The sequence below is a fragment of the Chryseobacterium sp. WG14 genome (assembly GCF_024586945.1).
Taxonomy (GTDB): Bacteria; Bacteroidota; Bacteroidia; order Flavobacteriales; family Weeksellaceae; genus Chryseobacterium.
Map to the genome: position 1 here is coordinate 32852 of NZ_JALCZD010000003.1, position 24116 is coordinate 56967.

18 protein-coding genes are annotated in these 24116 nt (G+C 36.3%); 9 read left to right on the forward strand and 9 right to left on the reverse strand.

From position 1 onward, the window contains the following. Nucleotides 1-268 precede the first annotated feature (268 nt). Nucleotides 269-871: a porin family protein gene (locus MP478_RS06190; RefSeq protein WP_257199936.1), complete on the forward strand. Its 603-nt coding sequence runs from the start codon at nucleotides 269-271 to the stop codon at nucleotides 869-871. A 133-nt stretch (nucleotides 872-1004) separates the two neighbouring features. Here the strand turns inward: MP478_RS06190 and MP478_RS06195 are convergent, their stop codons facing one another. The 7 genes from MP478_RS06195 to MP478_RS06225 all read right to left on the reverse strand — a co-directional run bounded on the left by MP478_RS06195 (nucleotide 1005) and on the right by MP478_RS06225 (nucleotide 11393). Next, nucleotides 1005-2861, reverse strand: coding sequence for a PDZ domain-containing protein (locus tag MP478_RS06195; protein ID WP_257199937.1), 1857 nt, complete (start codon nucleotides 2859-2861; stop codon nucleotides 1005-1007). Between the two features lie 145 nt (nucleotides 2862-3006). After that, nucleotides 3007-4638 carry a M1 family metallopeptidase gene (locus tag MP478_RS06200; protein WP_257199938.1) on the reverse strand — a complete coding sequence of 544 codons (1632 nt, stop codon included), beginning with the start codon at nucleotides 4636-4638 and terminating at the stop codon, nucleotides 3007-3009. Nucleotides 4639-4797: 159 nt separating this feature from the next. Next, the gene (locus MP478_RS06205; RefSeq protein WP_257199939.1) at nucleotides 4798-7743 is read right to left on the reverse strand and encodes a reprolysin-like metallopeptidase; all 2946 of its coding nucleotides are present in this window, start codon (nucleotides 7741-7743) and stop codon (nucleotides 4798-4800) included. 251 nt (nucleotides 7744-7994) lie between these two features. Beyond that, nucleotides 7995-8822: a twin-arginine translocase subunit TatC gene (gene tatC, locus MP478_RS06210; protein WP_230035111.1), complete on the reverse strand. Its 828-nt coding sequence runs from the start codon at nucleotides 8820-8822 to the stop codon at nucleotides 7995-7997. Between the two features lie 255 nt (nucleotides 8823-9077). Further along, entirely contained in the window at nucleotides 9078-9764 is a 687-nt protein-coding gene (locus MP478_RS06215; protein ID WP_257189017.1) for a type 1 glutamine amidotransferase domain-containing protein, read from the reverse strand. A gap of 96 nt (nucleotides 9765-9860) precedes the next feature. After that, on the reverse strand, nucleotides 9861-10424 hold the full coding sequence (locus MP478_RS06220) for a Crp/Fnr family transcriptional regulator (RefSeq protein WP_230035117.1): 564 nt from the start codon (nucleotides 10422-10424) through the stop codon (nucleotides 9861-9863). A gap of 9 nt (nucleotides 10425-10433) precedes the next feature. Next, a complete protein-coding gene (locus MP478_RS06225; protein ID WP_230035119.1) occupies nucleotides 10434-11393 on the reverse strand; it encodes an SIS domain-containing protein in 960 nt (319 codons plus the stop codon). A 157-nt stretch (nucleotides 11394-11550) separates the two neighbouring features. Here MP478_RS06225 and recQ point away from each other — a divergent pair, with 157 nt between their 5' ends. The 6 genes from recQ to lpdA all read left to right on the forward strand — a co-directional run bounded on the left by recQ (nucleotide 11551) and on the right by lpdA (nucleotide 17783). After that, nucleotides 11551-13755, forward strand: a complete 2205-nt coding sequence (gene recQ / locus MP478_RS06230) for a DNA helicase RecQ (RefSeq protein ID WP_257189014.1) — start codon at nucleotides 11551-11553, stop codon at nucleotides 13753-13755. Nucleotides 13756-13765: 10 nt separating this feature from the next. After that, nucleotides 13766-14302, forward strand: a complete 537-nt coding sequence (locus tag MP478_RS06235; protein WP_257199940.1) for a hypothetical protein — start codon at nucleotides 13766-13768, stop codon at nucleotides 14300-14302. A gap of 10 nt (nucleotides 14303-14312) precedes the next feature. Then, the gene (locus tag MP478_RS06240; RefSeq protein ID WP_230035125.1) at nucleotides 14313-15395 is read left to right on the forward strand and encodes a glycosyltransferase; all 1083 of its coding nucleotides are present in this window, start codon (nucleotides 14313-14315) and stop codon (nucleotides 15393-15395) included. A 78-nt stretch (nucleotides 15396-15473) separates the two neighbouring features. Then, nucleotides 15474-15824 carry a hypothetical protein gene (locus MP478_RS06245; protein ID WP_230035126.1) on the forward strand — a complete coding sequence of 117 codons (351 nt, stop codon included), beginning with the start codon at nucleotides 15474-15476 and terminating at the stop codon, nucleotides 15822-15824. 38 nt (nucleotides 15825-15862) lie between these two features. Beyond that, nucleotides 15863-16249 carry a cupin domain-containing protein gene (locus MP478_RS06250; RefSeq protein ID WP_257199941.1) on the forward strand — a complete coding sequence of 129 codons (387 nt, stop codon included), beginning with the start codon at nucleotides 15863-15865 and terminating at the stop codon, nucleotides 16247-16249. Between the two features lie 130 nt (nucleotides 16250-16379). Beyond that, nucleotides 16380-17783, forward strand: a complete 1404-nt coding sequence (lpdA, locus tag MP478_RS06255; protein WP_257199942.1) for a dihydrolipoyl dehydrogenase — start codon at nucleotides 16380-16382, stop codon at nucleotides 17781-17783. 185 nt (nucleotides 17784-17968) lie between these two features. On the opposite strand, the gene MP478_RS06260 is transcribed toward lpdA, so the two are convergent. After that, nucleotides 17969-18292 carry a hypothetical protein gene (locus MP478_RS06260; RefSeq protein WP_230035132.1) on the reverse strand — a complete coding sequence of 108 codons (324 nt, stop codon included), beginning with the start codon at nucleotides 18290-18292 and terminating at the stop codon, nucleotides 17969-17971. Nucleotides 18293-18541: 249 nt separating this feature from the next. Between MP478_RS06260 and MP478_RS06265 the strand changes: the two genes are divergently transcribed. Next, entirely contained in the window at nucleotides 18542-19366 is an 825-nt protein-coding gene (locus tag MP478_RS06265) for a S1 RNA-binding domain-containing protein (protein WP_230035134.1), read from the forward strand. A gap of 35 nt (nucleotides 19367-19401) precedes the next feature. Here the strand turns inward: MP478_RS06265 and MP478_RS06270 are convergent, their stop codons facing one another. Next, entirely contained in the window at nucleotides 19402-23325 is a 3924-nt protein-coding gene (locus MP478_RS06270) for a T9SS type B sorting domain-containing protein (protein ID WP_257199943.1), read from the reverse strand. Nucleotides 23326-23510: 185 nt separating this feature from the next. On the opposite strand from MP478_RS06270, the gene MP478_RS06275 reads away from it, so the two are divergent. After that, nucleotides 23511-24104, forward strand: coding sequence for a TetR/AcrR family transcriptional regulator (locus tag MP478_RS06275; protein ID WP_230035145.1), 594 nt, complete (start codon nucleotides 23511-23513; stop codon nucleotides 24102-24104). Nucleotides 24105-24116 lie beyond the last annotated feature (12 nt).

Here is a 24116-nt window from a genome sequence, read left to right on the forward strand (position 1 = left end):
GAATTAGAAAAGCTCATAAATAATTTATAAAAAATATAATTTATAAAGGAGCTGTCAATTTTAGGACAGCTCCTTCTAAAAAGGTGAAAGTTTTAAAAATATATTATAAAATAGAATTATAAATAATAGTCAAATAACATTCTTGCAACTAAAAATGATATGGTTTCTTTCATAGAAAACATTAAAGCTGTTTTGATAAATAGATTATATCGTTTCGAATATTTAATTCTAATCATATTAAAATACAATTTTAAAAAAAACATATGATATGAAAAAACAATTACTAAGCTTATGCATAGCTATAGGAACTATGGCATTCGCTCAATCTACAGAGGGACCGAAATTTGGTATTAAAGCCGGAGGTAACCTTTCAAGCATAACAGGAGATGACACCCAATCAAAGTTTGGATTTTATGCCGGAGCATTGGTAAATGTTCCAATTTCTGAGGCATTCAGTATTCAGCCGGAGGTTGTGTACAGCCAACAGGGAGCAAAGGCAAAGGACGACTATGATTTTGCTGGGTATACCATAACGAATATGAAACAGACCCTTAGTTATATCAATGTTCCTGTAATGGTTCAGTACAATGCCACTCCTGAGTTTTATCTGGAAGCGGGTCCTGAATTTGGATTTCTGGTCAATGCCCAGGCTAAAGGAGATATTAATGGTAATTCTTATGAGGCGAGTAATAAAGATTCATTAAAAACTTTTAATTTTGGACTGGGGATCGGCTTAGGGTACAAATTTACTTCCAAATTAGGCATCAATGCCCGTTATACTGCCGGTTTAACTGATATTGTTAAAAATGGGGGTGGAGAAACTTCAAAAAATACTAATTTCCAGTTAGGTATAAATTATTTTTTTAAGTAAGAAGTGCGGAAATAGTAAATGCCCTTATGTTCATTAGGGAGAAAGGAATAGATGAACTTATGACCTAATTATTGATTAAGTTTTTAAATTCTTTATAACAAAAAAAGCGAGGAAATATCCCTCGCTTTTCTATTTATTTTTTACCTGTTAGCCATTGGCTTTGCAGTTTCAGTTCTGCCGGACTAGGGTTGGCTTTGAATTTAAGCATTTCCATTGTCAGTTTATCAAGAATCGCTTTTCCTTTCAATTCTACTTTCTCTTTCTTTTCGCCATTACCTCGTAAAACAGTCACGGTAACATTTTGTCCTTCCTTGATTGTTTTAGCATAATTAATGAAATCCTGCATATTCTGAACGTTAATTGTTTTTCCGTCTAATGCAAGAACCTGGTCAGTGATTTTGAATCCGATACTTTTAGCAAAAGGAGATAGGGCGGAGCTTTCATCAAATACAAAAGCATTGTTTTTCTCATCATATCCCGTCTGGTTAGGATCTTTCACGAACCAGAAAATCGGAGGGGTCTCTTGTTTCTGTAATTCTACACCTACCTGACTTAGATATTCAGCGTAAGGGGTCGGCTGGTTGCCTGCGATGTATTTATTATAAAAATCTTTCACCTGAGGATATCCGGTTACCGTTACCAGTTCGTCAATTAATTTATCATCTTTGAAAGGCTTGTTCTCTCCGAATCTCTGAGATAATTTTCTGATCATATCACGGTAGCCCATCTCTCCATTGGAAAGCTTTCTCAGCTCAATATCCAGACACATGGCCAGAAGGGTCCCTTTCTCATAAACATTTCTATACTGATCCTTATAAGGTGCTTTCAGTACATTTTTACTCATAACCGTAAACGGCATGGTATCATCATAATTCTTTGAATTGGTGATTTTTTCGTTAATTCTCTGTAAAAACTCATCTTTTGTAATCAGTCCTTCCTGGATCTGGAATAAATTGGCAAAATATTCCGTACCTCCTTCATACATCCATAGATGCTGAGACATTTTAGGATCTGCATAATTGAAATAGTGAATTTCCTCAGAATGGGTTTTCAAAGGATTCACGGTATGGAAGAACTCATGAGAAACTACATCGGTAATGGTTTTGTCGATGGCATCTTTCGGCATCATTTCAGGAAGTACCACACTCGTTGATTCATGGTGTTCCAGAGCTCCGAATCCTTTAATTTTCGGTCCGTCACCTCCGGAAAGATAAAGCATGATAGCGTACTTTTTATTCGTGTTCATATCTCCCAGGAATTTCTTCTGGGCAATGACCATTTTTTCCAGATTTTCCTTAAAATCGGCAGCTTTATATTTTCCTGTTGGAGAATATACTCCCAATACAAGCTCCATTCCACCGGCATTGAAGGTAATATAATCCGGTTTGGTATACATAAGGGGAGAGTCCGTTACTTTAGCATAATTAGCCAGCGTAAAAGTATCGGTAGCTTCAGACTTATCCTGATCTACCAAAGCGGTTGTTCCATAAAAATCGGTGGGCTTTTGGATCACCAGCTGATAAGGAACATCCTGCATATTATCAATATATCCAATAAAGCCATGCGTATTGACCATAAAGATTTTTCCCTGTTCGATATCAGTTCCTGACGGTGAAAATACAGCTTTATGCTTTGAGGTATCCATTTCATCATCAAAGCTGTCATTGACCAGATACGTGATTTTATTTAAATTTTGAGCGTTCTTTAATGAATAGGTATTATCATTCACTTTAGAATAGGTAAGTTCCCTTCCTTTATTATCGTAAAATTTGATACCCTCTATAAATCTTCCGTAATCATCTTCAGAATACGTACCGGGAACGGTCTTTGGAAAATGAAATTTTACATCACCGGATTTCATTTTTGGAAATTCCATGGTAACGGCTACTTTATCATCTTTTACATTGACGAGATCAATGGTAGTCTTTATAGACTGGGCATTCGCTAAAAAAGCGGCAAAAAGGCCTAAGCTAAGTGCTGTTTTTCTCATTACGTTAAATTTTATAGTTAAATAGTTGTTGTTTTTCTCATTTTGTTACGTGATAGGGTATTAAACTTTTCTTAAAATTAATCATCAAGGGTTAAAAAAATAAAAAGGCAAATTTGCTGATATGCGAATTTGCCTTTTTTATTATTTACTGAACATTTTTATAATTGATATAATAGTTCTTGTTAAACTCAACAGGAGTATTTTTTTTAAGAGTTACCATCTGCCAGTCTTCTGTTGGGGTAATCGTCTGATCTCCGTCAATTCTGATGGGGAGCTTCAGGCTTTTAACCACATCTGTATACCGGAACTTCAGCGTTGCGCCGTTCTGGGAATACTCAAGAGTAGGGATTTTTACAGTTCTCAGATATTGATCAAAAACAGTGGAGAAATCGATTCCGGATTTTGAGGATAGATAATCTTCAATCTGTTTGGTGGTAACGGTCTGATGGTAAAAATCTTTATTGAGCCCTCTTAAAATCTGTCTGAATTTTTCGTCATTATTGATCACCTGTCTCATCGTATGAAGCATATTGGCGCCTTTGGGATACATATCACCACTGCCTTCATTTCTTACCCCATAGTGGCCGATAATGGGGATGTCATTGTTAATAATGCTTCTGATTCCCTGAACATATGTCTCCGCAGATTTTTTGTCCATAAATTTTTCAGTGAAAAGAGTTTCAGAATAGTTAGTGAAACTTTCGTGGATCCACATGTCAGCCTGATCTTTTGCTGTAATATTATTTGCGAACCACTCGTGGCCACTTTCATGAATAATAATAAAATCCCAGTTCAGACCCACTCCTGTCCCTGATAAATCTCTTCCAAGGTATCCGTTCTGGTATCCGTTCCCGTATGCTACATTACTTTGATGTTCCATACCCAGGTGAGGAGATTCTACCAATTTATAGGAGTCTTCATAAAATGGATAGGGGCCAAACCAGTATTCAAATGCTGAAAGCATAGGTTTTACCTGTTGAAACTGTTTTTTGGCTTTATCTAAATTATAGTCGAGTACCCAGTAATCCAGATCCAGTTTTCCTTTTTCACCATCAAAAGTATCTTTGAAGTTTACATACTTTCCGATACTGGGAATGATAGAATAGGCGTTGATAGGATTTTTTACCTCCCAGGTGTAAGTTGTTGTATTGCCTTTGGTCTTTTTGTCTATCAGCCTTCCGTTCCCAACCCCTACAAGATCATTAGGAGTGAGGATTTTCATGGTAATGCCATTATCGGGCTCATCACTCCATATATCTTTGGTAGGAAGCCAGATGGAGGCTCCAATCCCTTCGTCAGCAGCGGTCATCCAGGGGTTTCCTTTTTCATCTTTTGCAAACACCCAGCCACCATCCCAGGGAGCTCTTTTAGCAATTACAGGATTTCCGGAATAGGTAATATCAATACTGTACTTTTCTCCTTTTTTAAACTTTTTATTGGCGGTAATAAAAATAAAGTCGCCGTCTTGCTTATAACTTTTAATAGAGAAGTTTCCTTCCACTTTATCAGCTTTCATAGGTTGCTGCAGATCAATTTGAAATACAGGATTGGTAACATCCTTAATGATTTCAAAACTAATCTTATTATTTCCTTTGATACTTTTCTGATCAAAATCAGGCTCTACGGAAAGGTCATATTTTTTGACATCCCAAAAATTTCGGAATTGAGTATCCGAACCCTTTAAAGTGTCCTGTTTGGTATAAACCTGGCCTTTTTCAAAGAATTGTCCGAAAACCAATCCTGAAGCAAATAAAAGTGTATATGATAACTTCTTCATTTTTAAACTTTATTAATAATCTTTTCAAAAATAGAAAATTTAATTAACAGCAAAATTGTGAAAAGGTAAAAATGTACAATATTACAGGAAGATCAATCCTTCAGACATAAAAAAGCCCGGCTTATTGATTGCCGGGCCAGGTTTGAAGAATGCTTATTTTTATTTTTTTATGAATTTCAGGTTTGAAGTGGCTCCCTGATCCTCAATTGAAATCACATAAGCTCCGGTGATCAGTTTTGATACCGAAATTTTGTGATCTGTAATCTGTCCGTTCATTACAGTTTGTCCGGCCATATTGGTGATGATATATTGGGCTTTAGCCGAAACTTTAGTCACATTTAATACATCGCTGGCTGGATTAGGATAAATCTGTATTGAGCTGTTATCTTTTGTGATGTCTTTAGTAGCAAGATTTTCTGCTTGAATTTGTACTGGATAATCCTCAATTTCACCATATTGTTGGCTGTTGCATCCGTTGGCAGGTTGTGTATTGTAGGCAAGCACAACCCTCATTATTATATTGCTTCCGACATGTGCATCTACAGGTACTGAGAAGTTTCCTGAAACCGGAGTGATTTTATTAGGAGCACTTGTGAAAATGATTTCAGAATCAGAAAAAATTCCATCCCTGTTAAAGTCGATCCATGCGCTTACTCCTTCGTTATACTGACTACCTGACCATTGTTTTTGTACACTGATCGTATTACCGGAAGATCCTTTAATAAGGGTGATCAGTTTTGTAGGATCCGTAGTATAGTTGGTATAAGGTGAAGCAGTGCTGGTATTGGAAATAGGGCTCATTCCTGTAGGTGTTACCGTAACGTTAGAAATAAATTCATCTGAAGAATCTGTTCCGGTCGCAGAACACATGATAAACGGAAGGGTAGTGAAATTAGTAGATGCGGAATAGCTTCCAGTGGTAGATCCACAGACATTCGCCACTTGAATTTCATACTGAGTACCCTCGTTTAATCCGGAGAGATTATAAGAATTTGTTGGTACAGGAACGGTAGTCCATGTGGCAGTTCCTGTTTTTCTATACATTAAAGAATACGTTGCGCCCTGCAATGCAGTCCAGTTTATACTGGCGGAAGTTTTGGTAATTCCCGAGACCGCAATTCCTGTGGGGGCCGCTGAAGAGCAGTTTTCTGCGGATGCAGAAACGGTAGCACTGCCAATAGCATAGAAAACATTGTCAATGGCGCTTACCCTGATTTTTACAGTGGATCCGGCAGCCAGTGAAGAGAATGAAAAAGGTTCAGCCCCATCATTGGGAGTAGATGGGCTGATAACGGTCCATGTACTTCCATTGTCTGTTGTATAGTCTATTTTAACATTTTGTACACTGTATGGAGCATTGTTGGTATTGACCACGTCCCAGGTAATAGCACCCGGCAGATTATTATAAACTGTAGCGGAAGTTACTTTAAATGGCCCCTCGTTTCCTACATTTAATTTCACCAGACTGCTTTGGGTCTGCTGTTGGGTAATATCAGGATTATTGTCTCTTACCGTAACCTTGAATTTTAGCTGTCTGGGAACATTGGGTAGAAGTTCCCAGTCCTGTACAGTCGTAAGTGTTCCGTTAAGAACTGTTTCGAGCTTAGGAAAATAACGTGTTGGGGATGCTATAGGCGGCAGTGATCGGAAGTTAGCTCCGCTGGTCCGGGTGGCATCCAGATTATTAAACTTAGTAGCTGAAATATCATATTGTTCCCATGTATAGGTCATAGGATCGTTTTGGGCATCTGCGGCACTTGCTGTCAACACAAAAGCAGTACCCTTAGGGATAGCTTTATCAGGAGATGGCTGTATTACCGGTGGTGTATTAGCCACTGGAATAGCGATGTCACAATTTTTACTGTTTACATAAGCCTGTATCTGCTCAATATTGATGGTATGGAAATAGGCATCAGAATGCATTTGCACATTAGCCTGAGTAATTCCGGCATATCCCATAATGGTAGATCCTGATCCTGGTTCTATTGGAATATCTGTCTGGCCATGAACTACAGACATCGTATGACGTCCCCCAAACTGGTGCCCTAGCTCATGAGCTACATAGTCGATATCGAAAGTGTCCCCAAATGGTTGATCATCTACTGCGGGAGAAGTAATTCCCGCCCCTTTTGAACTATCATCATTGTTATTACTGGGGTTTCTACATACATTTCCTATATCCCCTGCAGATCCACCACCACCTCTGTGTCCGAAAAAATGCCCCACATCATATGCATTATTACCTACACCTGCGGTATTGGTAAACGTTCGCTGGGCTTCCAGATTCCAGTTATCCATACTTGCTACATCTGAATAAGGATCTGTAGTCGGATCTATAAAAATCAGTTGCGGAAGATCCTGTACAATCAAATGAATCCCCAGGTCTTTTTCATATACGCCATTTACCCTGTTGATGGTAGCGTTGATGCGGGCTGCTGCACCAGGAACTCCTCCTGCCAGCTGGGTGTATTCACCATTCACGGAAACAGCAATTCTATAAGTGCGATATTTCTGATCGTTATTCTTATTAATTTCTGTTCCGTTTAATCCTTTTTTTGACTGTAAAAGTTTTTTCATTTCCTTTTTTGAGCTTTCAGGCTCGGATACTTTACATTCAAAAATACTGCTTCCTTGTGCTTTGTCGGATTTGAAAAAGACTCCGTATATATCTTTTTCTTTAGTTACCGGCTCAATAAATTCATATTGCCCTGTCTTAGTGTCAAAAAGCATGGATTGAAAATCATTAGGAGCCGTACTGAATCTGATCTGCTTATTGGGATGGTCTATGCCCACCCCTGAATATGCTCCAAGCTGGTATCTTTCAGCCATCGATTTTTCAACCACCGGCGAACTGTATACAGAGAATCTTTCAATTTTCCCCTCGGTAGTTGGGAGAGAAATAATTACAGGGTTAGCTCCTTTTCCAGCCTCAGGGGCATTTTTCAAAAGTTCACGAAGTGATGCAAGATCAACTTTGTAAGCATGAATGATTTTAACCTCTTTCCTTATCGGAGTAATCTTCTCAGATACCGGCTCCCAGCGCTGTGCTTGCAGGCTGGTTAAACCAATAGCTAATGCAAAAACGAAAATAATTTTCTTTTTCATTTTTATAAATTAATTTTATGCTTTTCTGTAAAATTAAATATTTTATTGTGAATATTCGTGAATTATGTGTTTATTTCGTGTTATTTCTTTTTGTAAATGAATTTAAAATTACATAAATGATAATTAGATTGATTTTTTAATATAAATAACTTTATTTAAAGAAAAATAATAAGTCATACTTAAGGGTATAGTATAAAAGCACTGGTTTAATTACTAAACCAGTGCTTATATTGTATATTATTATTTGATTATTATTTCTGAACAGCCGGAAGATTTCCGTTGCTTTTCTGTACCTTTTTATAAGTGAAAGTACACATGATGATACTGAATTCATATAAAATAAGCAGTGGGAAAGCAGCCATAAGCATACTTAAAACATCTGCAGGTGTAATGATTGCAGCCACGACCATAATTAAAACAATAGCATGACGGCGATATGTTTTCATAAATTGTGGAGTCAGAATGCCAATACTGGTAAGGAAGTAAATAAGGATAGGGAAAAGAAAAATAATACCCATTCCCAAAATTACCTGTAAAAAGAGAGTAGTATAATCACTAAGGTCATACAGTGGAACAATAATATCCGAAATTTTAAAAATAACCCCAAAGTTGACAGCAAAAGGAAGAATTAAAAAATAACCGCATAGAATTCCTGTCATAAAGAGAATCCACACCGCATTAATGATATAAATGGAATTTTTTCTCTCTCTGGGATGTAAAGCAGGACCTATAAAACGCCATAGCTCCCAAACAATATAAGGAAAAGCAGCCACCATGCCTCCAAAAACAGAAACAGCCATCATCACATTGAACTGTTGGTAAAGTCTCTGTACACGTACAGGGAAATCTTTTGGAAGATGAATACTGTCTTCACCTAAAAGCATTCTTGAAAAGTGGTTCACCACTCTGAAGGTAGGAAAGTCATTTCTTGTTGGCCCAAAAAAGATATGGTCCATAATCCAATTGATATTGAAACCAACTGCAAAAGCAGCAATTACGATAGCAATAATTGAACGGATCAGGTGTCCTCTTAATTCTCCAATATGCCCCAGAAAGGACATGTCTTTATTATTGTCCATATAGTAAAATCTATCCAAACGGCTCACCTGTCCGGATATGCCGTTTAAGTCTGCGAAATTATGAAATAATAATCAGTATTTAGAATTTATTGATCATGATTTTGTTCAATATTGTGCTTATAGACTTGATGTTGTTTTAGGCAGGGGAGTAAGACTAATGCTTGAATAAGCAGGTTTTATCACAAAAAAACAGACACAACCAATTTTTAGTTTGAGTTATAGTCTGTTTTAAATGTTTTATTCTTAGTAAATTGTTTATTTTTCAAGTATTTCCAATACCTTTTCTGCTACGGCACCCCCGGATTGAGGATTCTGACCTGTTACCAGTTTTCCGTCAGATACTGCAAAAGAAACAAAATCCTGGTCAGCTTTTACATAATGAGCCCCTTTGCTTTTTAAAACATCTTCTGTAAGGTAAGGCATATGGTCTGCCAGCTCAGAGGCTATTTCTTCCGAATTTGAAAAGCCTGTTAGTGTTTTTCCCTTAATTAAAAGTTCTCCGTTAGAGAGTTTAATGTTAAAGAGACCTACAGCCCCGTGGCATACCGATGAAATAACACCTCCCTTTTCATAAATTTTTTGAGCTATTTGCTGCAATATTTCATTATCAGGAAAATCCCAGACAACTCCATGTCCTCCGGTGTAGTAAATGACACTGTACTCTTCCGCATTGATCTCTTCGGGTTTTAAAGTATCGGCCAGTTTTTTTCTGAAAATTTCATCCGCATACAATTTCCATTCTGATGGCTGTACAAACATTTGTAATGAAATAGGTTCCAGTGGAGTATATCCTCCTCTTGGGCTTACAAAATCAATGTCATATCCTTTTTCAAGTAATTTTTCATAAAAATGGACCGCTTCACCCAGCCACAAACCGGTTGCTCTATCCATATCAGGATATTTTTCTACACTTGTCACTACGATTAATACTTTCTTTCTCATTGTTTTTTTAGATTAAATTATAAAACAAAGATGAAGAATTTAGTATCATTATCTTCATGACATAGCTCAAAAAAAAGATGTGACCCAGGTCACATCTTAAGAATATAGTCTGCTTAATGTTTCCCTTGAAACTCCCAGATAGCTTGCAATAAGCTGTTTGGGAATATGGTCAATAAAGCCTGGATACTGCTGCAAAAAATCTTCATAACGCTCTTTGGCAGATTTACTCATTAATGAAAGAATTCTCTGCTGTAAAGCGATATATCCAAAATTGGACTTTACCCGGAAGAAATGCTCAGTTTTTGGAATTTTTGTACAAAGAAGATCTAAGTCTTCATAGGATATACTGTAAACTTCAGCATTCTCAATGCAGTCAACAGCTACCGAGGACAGACCCTGCTTAAAAAAGGCTGCAAAATCTGAAATCCACCAATTGGGTGCTGCAAACTGAAGAATATGTTCTTTTCCTGTGCTGTCTATGAAGCTGCTCTTAAGAAATCCTTTTTCAATCAGGTATATTTCCTTTACAAGCTGGTTTTCCTGTATTAAAAACTGCCTTTTTCTGAATTTCTGTTTTCTGAAAAGTGATGCTACCGTTTCAAACTCATCATCAGTCAGATTGATAATCTCCTGAATATGTTTTTTCAGAAAGTCCTCCATATAAATATCTTAATTGATGCCTTCATCCAGCAGCTTATGAAGGTCAATGATTCCGAAATATTTCCCGTTTTCAGTGACAATAAGCTGGCCTATGTTGTTTTCTTTTAATACCTTCATTGCCTGTTTGGCAAGAGCTTCTTTTTCAATAGTTTTCGGATGGGCAGACATAATGTCTTTAGCCAGAACCTTACTGATATCTTCTCCTTTCAGCAACATTCTTCTCAAATCTCCATCGGTAACAACTCCTATAATCTGATCTTCATGGGTTACTACTGTAATGCCATGACTGGATCCACTGATCGAAATAATAACATCTCTTATGGTGGCATCTTCTGTAACCTGAGGTTTCTGTGAAGAAAGAAACTGCTCCACTCTCGATGTAAGATTTTTTCCTAAGCTGCCTCCCGGATGGAATTTGGCAAAGTCATTGGCTTTGAAATCATTCAGTTCCATTAAGGCTACAGCCAGAGCATCTCCCAATGCCATCTGAATGGTTGTAGAGCTGGTAGGAGCCAGCTTATTCGGACAGGCTTCAACATCAACGTGGGTATCCAGAACAATTTCAGAAAACTCAGCAAGTTTACTTTTTTTGTTGCCGGTCATTCCGATCAAAGCTGAAGAATAGTCTTTTAAGTAAGGAACAAGATTGGCAATTTCAGGAGAGTTGCCGGAATTGGAAATACATAAAACAACATCCTGTTTCTGAATAACTCCCAAATCCCCATGAATAGCTTCTGATGCATGAAGAAACTGTGACGGTGTACCTGTAGAATTTAAGGTAGCCACAATTTTATTCCCCACATGAGCAGATTTTCCTATTCCCACTACAATAAGTTTCCCTTTTGCGGCATGAATAATTTCCACGGCCTCGGCAAATTGGTCATCAATTCTGTTTTTTAATTTTTCAAGTTCCGAAATCTCTATTTCTAAAGTACTTTTAGCGATTGATATAATATTGGTTCTATCCATTTTACGATGATATGGTATACAAAAAAGTTCTTAAAAAATGTTATATTTTAAAAAGAATATTTAATATAAATTTTATTTTTATAAATTCGTTCGCTTTTATTTTAAGCAAAAATTTTATAACTTTGGGTTATATGCAAATTTAGCAATAGAAAATTAGATGAGCGCAAAAAAAGCCAATTTATCAGGCGAATTGAAAAAGTATTTTGGGTTTTCTACATTTAAGGGTCAGCAGGAGCAAATCATAGAAAACCTATTGGAAGGGAAGGATATATTTGTTTTAATGCCTACAGGTGGTGGAAAATCATTATGTTATCAGCTTCCGGCACTTATTTCCGAAGGCACGGCAATAGTCGTTTCGCCCCTGATCGCGTTAATGAAGAATCAGGTAGATGCAGTGAACGGCCTTTCCTCGGAAGATGGAGTAGCCCATGTATTGAATTCATCATTAAACAAAACACAGACAAAGCAGGTTTTCGACGATATTAAAAGCGGAAAAACCAAACTTTTGTATGTTGCTCCGGAATCATTGATCAAAGAAGATTACCTGGAGTTTCTGAAAGAAGTGAAAATTTCTTTCTTTGCTATTGACGAAGCGCACTGTATTTCAGAATGGGGGCATGACTTCCGGCCTGAATACAGAAATCTTAAACAGATTATTGATAAGATCGCAGATGTATCTGTCATTGCACTGACAGCTACTGCCACTCCTAAAGTTCAGGATGATATCCAAAAAACATTAGGAATGACCAATGCATTGGTCTTTAAGGAAAGTTTCAACCGTCCTAATTTATATTATGAGGTATGTCCAAAAGTGAATGTAGATAGGGAAATCGTAAAATTTATCAATCAGCACAAAGGAAAATCCGGAATCGTATACTGTCTGAGCAGGAGAAAAGTGGAAGAATTTGCCCAGCTTTTACAAGTTAACGGGATCAATGCACTTCCTTACCATGCCGGTCTTGACCAGAAAATTAGGGTTGCCAATCAGGATAAATTTCTGATGGAAGATGTGGACGTTATTGTGGCTACCATTGCTTTTGGAATGGGAATAGATAAGCCGGATGTACGTTTCGTTATTCACTATGATTTTCCTAAATCACTGGAAAGCTATTACCAGGAAACCGGAAGAGCGGGAAGAGACGGTGGTGAAGGACATTGCCTGGCATTCTACGATCCTAAAGATATTGAAAAATTAGAGAAATTTCTGGCACAAAAACCGGTTTCCGAGAGGGAAATTGGCTTACAGCTTTTAAATGAAGTGGTAGGCTATGCCGAAACTTCTATGAGCAGAAGACAATATATCCTTTATTATTTTGGAGAAAGTTTTGATCCTGTAAACGGAGACGGAGCGAAGATGTGTGACAATTCATCGAATCCTCCAAAATTAAAAGATGCCACAGATGATCTGGAAAGGGTACTGGCGCTGATCAGTGATACCGGTGAAAAATTTAAAGCTAAAGATCTTATTTCCGTAATCGTAGGAAAAGAAACTGCCGTTACAAAATCTTACAAGCTGGAACAAAGCTCACATTTTGGTTTTGGGAAAGAAGAAAAAGACAATTATTGGAAGACCATTCTGAGACAGGCTACTGTTCAGAATTTTTTACAGAAAGATATTGAAACCTATGGGGTTTTAAAATTGGGAGCTAAAGGAAGGGATGTTGTGGCTGGCAAAACCAAAGATGTATTCTTAATTGCTGAAGACCGAGAATTTGACCTTAGCCAGACCAAAGCAGAAAGTGATCAGATCCAGCAGCAGGCTGGTGGCGGACTGGATCAAAACCTTTTTGGCCAATTAAAGGAGCTCAGAAAAAAAGTTGCTAAGAAATATGGGATTCCTCCTTATACCGTATTTATGGATCCCAGTTTGGAGGATATGACTGTTCAGTATCCGATCTCGTTAGAAGAAATAGCAAAGATCTATGGGGTAGGAGAAGGAAAAGCCAAAAAATATGGTAAAGAGTTCGCCGACTTTATAAAAACATATGTAGAAGACCATAATATTGAGCGTACCCAGGATATGGTCCTGAAGCAGGTGGCCAATAAATCGAGTCATAAAGTTTTTATTATCCAGAGTACCGATAAGAAAATTGACCTTGAAGACATTGCAAGAGCAAAAAATCTTTCCATGAACGAATTATTAAAAGAAATGGAAAGTATCGTGTATCAGGGAACAAAATTGAATATTGACTACTATATTGAAGATAATTTTGATGAAGATATCGTTGATGGCTTTATGGATTTTATGACTGATTCTGAAAGTGACAGCATGAAGGTGCTGTTGGATGAATTTGGAGATGAACTTTCTGATGAAGAAGTGAGAATGCTGAGAATTAAGTTTATCAGTGATGTAGCGAATTAAAATGATGATTTTGAACGCAAACGAAATAATTTTAAAAGAAATTCTTCCAACGAAGAGTTTCTTTTTTAATATGACAGAGAAAATTAGGATTTTTTTTTCATTTTTTTATTTAGCCATTTCCATTTTATTGCTTTCAACTATGAGTTCATTTTTGTTCATTTTTGCGATAATAATGTTTGGAGCAGGATTATATTTCGCTTTTTTCAGATGGGTTTTAAGGTATTTTGATTTAAAAAATGATTATTATCTAATAACCAATCAAAGAATAATTATAGCTGAAAAATCCAGTAAAGATATTTGGAAATACAAAAAACTGGAAGAAATAGATCAGGTAAATATTGAACTGAATAACCGATTTTTCGGAAATATTATCTTCGGAGAACCGGAAAATATATTTGGAAAAAATGACGAACCTTTTTCTTTGTTTAAAAGAAGAGGGATAAATTTTGATGAGGACAAGTATGTTTTTCTAAGTGTTGAACATATTGACGAAATTATTCCTTTATTTGAAGAGCTAGGTTTGAAGGTTAACAAAACTTTTTACTAATTTTACAGTGATGAAAAAGATTTCTGTTATATTTATTCTGCCGGACTTAGAAACCGGAGGCGCAGAAAGAATTGTTACCACTATTGCGAATCATCTCTCCAGAGATCGGTTTGAACCTAAGATTTTGCTGTTGCGTAAGAAGGGCGGATATCTTAATTTTCTAAAAAAAGATGTTGAAATCATCGACATTAATACGGAAAGGATCAGACATTCTCTGAAACCTATTTTGGGAGAAATTTACAGGAGGAAGCCTGATATTGTGTTTTCGGGTTTTGGGGAAGTGAATGCTTATTTGGCATTATTTATCAAGCTTTTTCCAAGGACGAAATTCATTGCCAGGGAAACGAATGTAGTTACTCAGCATGTGACAAGAAAAGAAATAAAATTTTTCTATAATTTTTATAATAACTATCAGAAGATCATTGCACAAAGTGATGATATGATGAAAGACCTGATTGATAATTTTAATATCAAAAAGAAGAGAATTGTTAAAATAAATAATCCTGTTGATTTTGATTTTATTGATGATAAATTAGCTGTTTCCCTTAAACCTGAAAGCTTTAAATACAATTACAAAAATGTAGTGGCTATCGGTAATTTATCGGCAAGGAAGGGTTTTGACAACCTTTTGAAAGTGTTTTCCCGGCTTAAAAATGAACATATCCTGCTTCATATTTTAGGAGATGGAAAAGATAAAGAAGTCTTGCTTCAGATGAAAGAGTTTTTAGGATTAAAAAATGTAATTTTTCACGGCAGGCAGGAAAACCCTTACCAGTTTTTAAAATATGCCGATTTATTTATTCTTTCATCACGATATGAAGGCTTTCCGAATGTTTTATTGGAAGCAGGAGCTTGCGGAACCTACTCTTTAGCCAATAACTGCCCCGGAGGAATCAACGAAATCATTCAGCATAATGTAAATGGAGAAATCTCTAATATAGAAAATTATGAAAACTTTGCCCAGCAGATTATAAGGATCATGCAAAGCAATTACAATCGGGATGCCATCAGAAACTCTATAAAATCAAGATTCTCAAAGAATATTATTCTGGATAAATATGAAAAGGTTTTACTGGATTTGATGAAACCTTAATGACATTATTTGCGTTATGGATTGTTAATTTCTTACTTTTGGAACTATAAATTTTATAAGAAAAAATATTTTTCATTCATGAATAAAATCCAAAAATTAGGATGTGCCTGTGAAAAACCTGGCTACAATTATACAGAATATAGAAGTTCGGAATTAGGTATAGATCATACCAACGGAAGATATGGCGAAGTAACTATTCAACAATGTAAGTTATGTCAGAGAATATGGATTCATTATTTTGTTGAATATGAAAGTTTTTCGAAATCCGGAAGATGGTATAAAGGAATTGTTTCAAAAAAAGACCGTCCTCAAATAACTCCGGAAAATGCAGTGGAATTTTTGGAAAGCCTTGACTGGTATGTATATGGCGGTTCTTTTTTTGAAAGTACCGGTACATTTGGACAAGGAAAATTGAATGTGAGTCTGTAACATTTTATGCTGAAGTAGTAAAATTAAATATCAAATTTATGAAGCCATTGATAAGTGTTATTTTGATACTGACCTCTGTTGTCATGATGGCCCAGCAAAAGACAATTTCCAGAAAAGAATTGCTGAAAACTGCTATTGATCAGAAAGTTAATTCCACAGAGATTCAGAAAATAACAATGGCCGCAGGACAAGGAGCTCCTGAACATCTGCATCCCTGTCCTGTTTTAGGAATAATCAATTCAGGAGAGGCTGTTTTTCAAATAGAGGGGCAGCAGAAAGTGATACTTCATGAAGGAGATGCTTTTTATGAACCTAAAAATGTAAAAATCCTTCATTTTGATAATGCATCAGCAGAAAAGCCACTTGTCTTTACCGCAATTTATTTGAAGGAAGGGAGTGAGGAAAATATAAAACTCATAAAATAACATTTTTCATAAAACTAAAGCCTATAATTATCATTTTTAAAATTGATAAAACTCACTTTGGTGCTTGGTAATTTATATGTAAATTTGTGAGAATTAAGATAGATAATAATAAACAAATTCATAATATAACATGAGTCAATTCGATGTTACCGTAATAGGTTCTGGTCCTGGAGGTTATGTAGCTGCGATCCGTGCAGCGCAGTTAGGTTTCAAAACAGCAATTATTGAAAAATATTCAACTTTAGGCGGAACTTGTCTTAACGTTGGATGTATTCCGTCAAAAGCACTTCTTGACAGTTCTGAACATTTCGAGAATGCAAAACACAATTTTGCAAGCCACGGAATTATCATCAATGAGCCGCAGGCGGATATTGCAAGAATCATTGAGCGTAAAAATGAAGTGGTAGATCAAACGACAAAAGGAATCAACTTTTTGATGGACAAAAACAAAATCACTGTTTTTGAAGGATTAGGAAGTTTTGAGTCTGCTACTCAGATTAAAATAACTAAAAACGACGGTTCTTCTGAAACGATAGAATCTAAATATACAATTATTGCAACGGGTTCTAAGCCGTCTTCACTTCCTTTTATCTCTCTTGACAAAGAAAGAGTGATCACATCTACTGAAGCATTAAACCTTAAAGAAATTCCTAAACACCTTGTCGTAATTGGAGGAGGCGTTATTGGTCTTGAATTAGGTTCTGTATACTTAAGATTAGGAGCTCAGGTAACGGTTGTTGAATTCATGGATAAAATTATCCCTGGAATGGACGGTGCTTTAAGCAAAGAATTGACGAAAGTTCTTAAAAAGCAAGGAATGAAGTTTATGCTTTCTACAGCAGTTTCTGCAGTGGAAAGAAACGGAGACACTGTAAAAGTTACAGCTAAAGATAAAAAAGGAGAAGAAGTAGTGGTAGAAGGAGATTATTGTTTAGTTTCTGTGGGAAGAAAACCTTATACAGATGGTCTTGGTCTTGAAAAAGCTGGAGTAGAACTTGATGAAAGAGGAAGGGTAAAAACAAATGATCACTTACAGACAAACGTTGCCAACATCTATGCGATCGGTGACGTTATCAAAGGAGCAATGCTTGCTCATAAAGCGGAGGAAGAAGGAGTTCTTGTTGCGGAAATATTAGCAGGTCAAAAACCTCACATCAACTATAATCTGATCCCTGGTGTTGTGTATACTTGGCCGGAAGTTGCCGGAGTGGGTAAAACTGAAGAGCAGCTGAAAGAAGAAGGAGTCGCTTATAAAGTAGGTTCTTTCCCAATGAGAGCATTAGGAAGAAGCCGTGCAAGTGGTGATACCGATGGTCTTGTGAAGATTATTGCAGATGAGAAAACTGATGAGGTTTTAGGAATGCACATCATTGGAGCAAGAGCTGCTGATCTTATTGCTGAAGCAGTAATTGCTATGGAATTCCGTGCAAGTGCTGAAGATATTGCAAGAAGTTCTCACGCTCACCCAACTTATGCTGAAGCTATTAAAGAAGCAGCGTTGGATGCTACAGGGAAAAGATCAATCCATATGTAATATTTGATTAAAAGATGTAATCATTTAAAATATTAAAAAAGAAAGAGAAGCATCCGCTTCTCTTTCTTTTTTTGTGTGCCTCATGGACCGTAAGATATGTGCGCCACATTATAATGGATAAAAAAATGTTCTCCAACAGCTTTTTATTCAATATAAATGGGCTTTCGTCCAAACCTATTTACCAATTACATCATTCTTATTTGATCATAAAACCGGGTATGTTTAGGAGCAATATTGAACTGTATCCCAAAGGTTATTCCTTTAAAATATTTTTCTTTATGAATTGGAAAGGCGTAACCCGTATTGAGAAAGATTGCATTGAATAATGAAATGCCGATTCTTGGCTCCAATGAATATGGATTTCCTGATATTCCAAATAACTTTCCCTGGTCAGAAAGATAAATATGAGCTTCCGGTATAAATTTATCTGTATGATTGATAGAACTATAAAGAAAGGATGGCCCTAAAATAATAGATTTCCCGTGAGTATTCCCTGTTCTGAACTCCAAGCCGGCCTGTAAAACATTTCTCCCGGTATAGCGATAAGCTACATTAATGGCTGTTTTTTCCAGTAATTGGGCATGGGTGTGATGACGGAAATAAGAAATGCCACAGCGAAATACTTTTTCATGTTTTCTGGGAGTTTTTATTCAAATGTACAGGTTTTAAAGGCTTCTGAAAGATAAAATAATTCTTAAAAGTATTAAATAGGGGAAATATTCAAATTTCCGTACCTTTGTCAGCTAATTTTATCTCAAATGCAACTCGGAAAAACTCAAACTTTAAAAATTTCAGAAAAAAATAACTCAGGATGGATCTTGGCAGATGAATCCGGTGAAAAGGCTTTTTTGCCAAAAATTTTCACAAATGACGAAAAAGAAATAGACGACGAAGTAGAGGTTTTTGTTTATCAGGATGATGATAAATTGAAAGCTACTACTGAAATTCCATTAGCTGAAGTAGGTGAGTTTGCCGTAATGAGTTGCGTACAGAGCCTTCCAACCGGAGCGTTTATGGATTGGGGAATCATCAAAGATTTGTTTATCCCGTACAAACAGCAGAAAACCAAAATAATAGAAGGTAAAAGGTATCTGGTATATATCTACGTAGATGAAGATATGGAGCTGATTACAGGAACTACGAAATTTAAGAGAAATCCTCAATATCAGGATTTGCCATTCAAGAAAGGGGATAGTGTAGAGCTGCTTATAATGAATGAAAGTGAACTTGGCTGGAATGTGGTAATCAACAAAAAATATATAGGTTTGATCTATGCTGCCGATGTTTTTAAGAAGCTTTATCCTTTATCTGAAGAAACAGGTTATATTAAGGCGATTCGGGAAGATGGAAAGATTGATGTTTCTCTGCAACCTGAAGGTTTTGAAAATATTGATGAATTCAGACAAAAGATTCTGAACAGACTGGAAGAGAACTACGGGCTTCTACATGTGTCAGACAAGTCTTCTCCTGAAGAGATCAAGGATGAACTTCAGATGAGCAAGAAAAACTTTAAGAAAGCAATTGGAGGACTTTATAAGGATAAGATGATTGATATCTTAGACGATAAGATTAAATTATTATAAAAAAATAAAAGAGCAGAATTTTCTGCTCTTTTTTGTTATTCTCTGTTTTTAACCAGCAGCCATCCGCTGTAGGTTCTTCCATCGGAAACTTTTATGGTATACCAATAGGTTCCTGTGGGTATGGGTTGGGAATTGTATTTTCCATCCCATTGAAAAGGCTTTTTACTGATGGTCTCCTTAAAGATCATCAATCCTTTTCTGTCATATAAATTGATTTCTGTACCCGGATAATTTTCTAGTCCGGCTATTTTCCATGTATCATTGGTTCCGTCACCATTGGGCGTGATGGCATTAGGAATATTAAATATTGAGAAGTTTTTCTGACCAATAATACAACCTGATTTTGTTCTTACATACACGGTATATTCGCCTATATTTAAATTGGTAAAAATATTGGAATCCTGCCATATAGTATTGTTTAAAGAGTATTCATAATTTCCGGTTTGAGAAAGAATGACTGTTGCTGTATTGTTAACAATATTCACAGATACAATCTGAGCCAGCACAGAATAGGTGATCTGTACAGAATCGGTATTCTCACAGCCAAAACTGTTTGTTACTTTTACAGAATAGGTTCCCGGAGTTGATACGGTAATGGTCTGTGTGGTAGCACCGGTATTCCATAGGTATTGCAATCCGGGTCCTGCATCTAAAGTTACAGATTTTCCTTCGCAGAAATCCAGCTGATCGGGAAGGTTAATGAAAGGTTTTGGATTAATTGTAATATTGAGCCTTACCACTATAAAGCATCCGTCAGCTGTGGCAACTTTTACATGAATTAATGTTGATCCGTTGTTTACAACATAAGCTGAAGGATTGGTAATAACATTTCCAGCCATATCTGTATAAGTAAATATATAGGTGCTTGGATTATTAGTGATATTACTTTCAAAAGAATGAAGATCTACAGTCATGGTGTTTCCCGTTGTAGTATTACACAACAGTGGCGAGTAATCTTTGGCCGGAATGTTGTTGATAGAAAGTGTCACAGAAATAGCCAGTTTTTCAGATTCACAGCTGTTTAATGTCTGTGTTACATAATAGGTTTGTCCATGTACAAGAGGAGTGGTAATAGGTAATACCGTTCCTGAAGCATTGTAAAATACCAGAGATGTTCCGGTTACTGCCAGGTTAGCTATCGTAGGATTGGCTGAAGCACAGAAATCCTGGTCAGTATTGGCCGCTGGTTTAGGAGTAGTATTGACTGTCACCTGAATGGTAAGTTTACTACTTTCACATCCGTTAATAGTTTGAGTGGTATAATAAGTCTGGTTATTGACAAGAGGAGTTGTAACCGCTAATAGAGTTCCTGCAGTATCATACCATTTTATATTCTGGCCCGTGATCTGGATATCTGAAATTTTTGGATTGTTTGTAGCACAGAAGGTGGGTGTTAAGTTGATTGCAGTGGGAAGAGCGGGAGACGTAATAAGCACATTTTGATTCTGAGTGGCTGTATTTCCGTTTCCGTCATTGTATATCCAATGAATAATATAGGTTCCTGGGATTGAATAAGACAAAGGATCTGTGGTGGTTGCACTAATCACTCCGGCACAGTTGTCCGTAGCAGTTGGGATGTTGGTAATTGTTGTATGGCAATCTCCGGTAACGTCTGCTAGATTGGCAATATCCGGAACCGGAGCGACATGATCACCTACCACAACGTTTACGGTAAAACTTCCGTCACAGGCTCCAGATCCGGAAATCTGGCATATATAAGTGCCGGAATTGGCTGCCGTTGCATTGCTGATACTAGGGTTTTGCAAAGTAGAAGAAAAGCCATTTGGCCCTGTCCAGCTGTATGTGGTGCCTCCCGTTGCATTAAGTTGGAGTGTTGAATTAATACATACCGGAGAATTGGACGTGATCACTGCAGCTGAGGTACAATCTTGAAATTTAGCTATAAAAATGTCATTTCCACCACCAGGCGATTGCTGAAATGTGCCTGGGGTTGCAATGCCGGAGGTATTTCCACTAGACATTCCTGTTAGATAAATAGAACCTTCATTATCCTTTGTAATTTCGCCAAGCTGAGTAGCCCCATTTCCTGTATAATACGTTCCCCATTCTTTTATATCATTTTGATTGTATTTAATTAAAAAGGTAGCAATATACATGGCAGGAATTCCCATATAGGCTCCGGGAGTTGAAATATCTGCTTGTCCAAAATTTTGTAAATGAAGTCCCATGAAGAAAATATTTCCTGAGACATCAGTATAGGCAAATAACTGACCACCTGGATTGAAATCGAAATAACTTTTCGTTATAATATTACTTGTTAGATTTACTCTCCAGACTCCCGGTTTGTTTATGATACCGCCTGATGGAGAAGGTATGGTGTATTCTCCGGCAAGTATGAGTGTATTATTAATAATTCTGGCCTGTCGTATCACATCTTGTCCTACTTCACCATAATAACTGGACCTTATAAGTGTATTTCCAGATTTTGAAAGTTTTAAATATATCCCATCAGTAACTCCCGCTTTTACGGCTTGAAAAGGATTAATCATTGGAATGTTTACAGATTGTGTAGCTCCCACAATTTCCAGATCATTTACTGAAGAAAATATTTGAAAAATAGAAGTTGAAGAATCTGATCCCCCAAAATAAGTTGCCCAATCTACATTTCCATTTGTTGAATTTAAAGATGCTAAAATCCCATCCGACATACCTGATGGAGTAGCTTTTGTTGGCTGTATGGCATTTACAGTAGGGAAGTCTGAGCTAAAAGCATGCCCCCCAATATATACATGATTTTGATTATAAGAAACAGTATAAAGTTTATCTTCTCTACTTGACACAAATTCTTTTTGAAAAATCAAGTTTCCATTATTATTGAATTTTACTAAAACAATATTTTCATTATATAAACCTCTTTGAACACTTCCGCCTGCATAAATATTAAAATTTTCATCAAAGTCAACATCCATAAAATAATCAGTCATTCCGAAACCGTAGTAAGTTCCCCAAAGTTTTTGCCCGGTTTTAGTTAGCTTCATAAGATAGGCATCAGTACCACCTGCTAGATTCTGTTGATAAGTTCCGGAAGTTGCAAAATTAGTGTTGCTGCTGGTTGATCCATGAACATAAACATTGTTTTGGCTGTCAGTTTTAGCTCTTCCATAATCTTCACCTGCTCCACCTGCATAACTTCCCCAAACTCTCGTAGGAACAGGGTCAATTATAATAGTTCTGTTTGAAGAATCTACAGGCGAATTAAATCCAAAAGTCTGATCTCCTAAATCTTTAAATGAAACATTAATATTTTCTCTTCTGAGTCCTTCTATCCAGCTATTAGGAATATTTTCATGAATTTCTCCAAAACGCACATTCATGGCAAGTTTACCGTCTTTTATTGAAGTGGGAGCTCCGTGGAATTTCATTTTAATATCTGATACTTTACCACCCGGATTGATAACGAAATTATATTCAATCGGTTTTAAACTGTCTTTAGGTTTGAAGAAAACCAAATCTATATGAGGATATATGTTTTTATAACGGACCTTTTGATGACGATACACATTTGTGACCCCTTTATGATGATTTGGAAGATTATAATAGTTGTCGTAATCAGGAGATTTTCCTTCTGTGATAATAGTTGCTCCTTTATTAAAATTGACAAGTTCAATATCTACTCTGTGTGTCAACTTCTCATAAATATATTCATCAATATTATAATGGCTGGGACTTGGAAGTTTATTCTCTGTCTTTTTTGAAAAGTTGGGATTTATTATTTTCTTGGTTTCATAAATATCATAAGAAAAACCACCGGAACGAAGCTGTACATTCAGTCCATCAGAATGGAACAGGTATTTTACATCATTATTTTCTTTTCCATCCTGATCTATGATCTGGCCTTTGTTTTCGTAAAAATAGTAGGAATTGTTTTCTGATATCTTTTTTTGTGAAAATAGAAGAACTCCACTCAGAACGGAGAACACCAATAAAATTTTTCGCATCAGGGTATTAATTTTTTGCGGCAAAGATATAAAAATGCCCTTCTCATCAAATATTAAATAACACAAGTTGTTGAATTATATGAAAAATATGACACAAATCATAACAAATTTGTTTAATTAATTTGTTTAACAATTTTGTCAAAAATAAAATTTGATTTACATTTGCACAAAATTGTTTAACAATAATGTCAAATCAAGCAAAAAAAGACCAAACACAGGAATTGATCAAGGAGACGGCGAAGAATTTATTCTTTGTGAAAGGAAAATTTGATGCTACAACGCAGGAAATTGCTGATGCAGCCGGAGTGAACAGAACACTGATTAACTACTATTTCCGCTCAAGAGATAATCTGATTCAGATTATTTTCGATGAAGCGCAGAAAGTGGAACAGGAGAAATCAAAAATTATTCAGACCTCAGACCTTCCCTTTAAAGAGAAAATGAGCGAGTTTATAGAAAGCAGTCTTGCTACAAGCCTACAGTATCCCTATCTGGAAACTTATATTGTTTCTCAGATCAATAAAGGAACCTGTCATCAAAGAGAAATTGAAGAAGATATCCTGGATGCGCTTTACAAGGATATTGAAAAAGAAATGGAACTGGGGAATATTGAAAAAATGGCTCCTGTTCAGTTTATTCTGAATATGGTTTCACTACTTGTATTTCCAAGTGCCATAAGGCCTTTATTTATGGAGAATCTGATGATCAGTGATGAAGAATATGATGAAATTATTTCCGACAGAAAAGAGATCATTATCAATATGCTTTTCAAAAATTAAAAAAATGTTAAA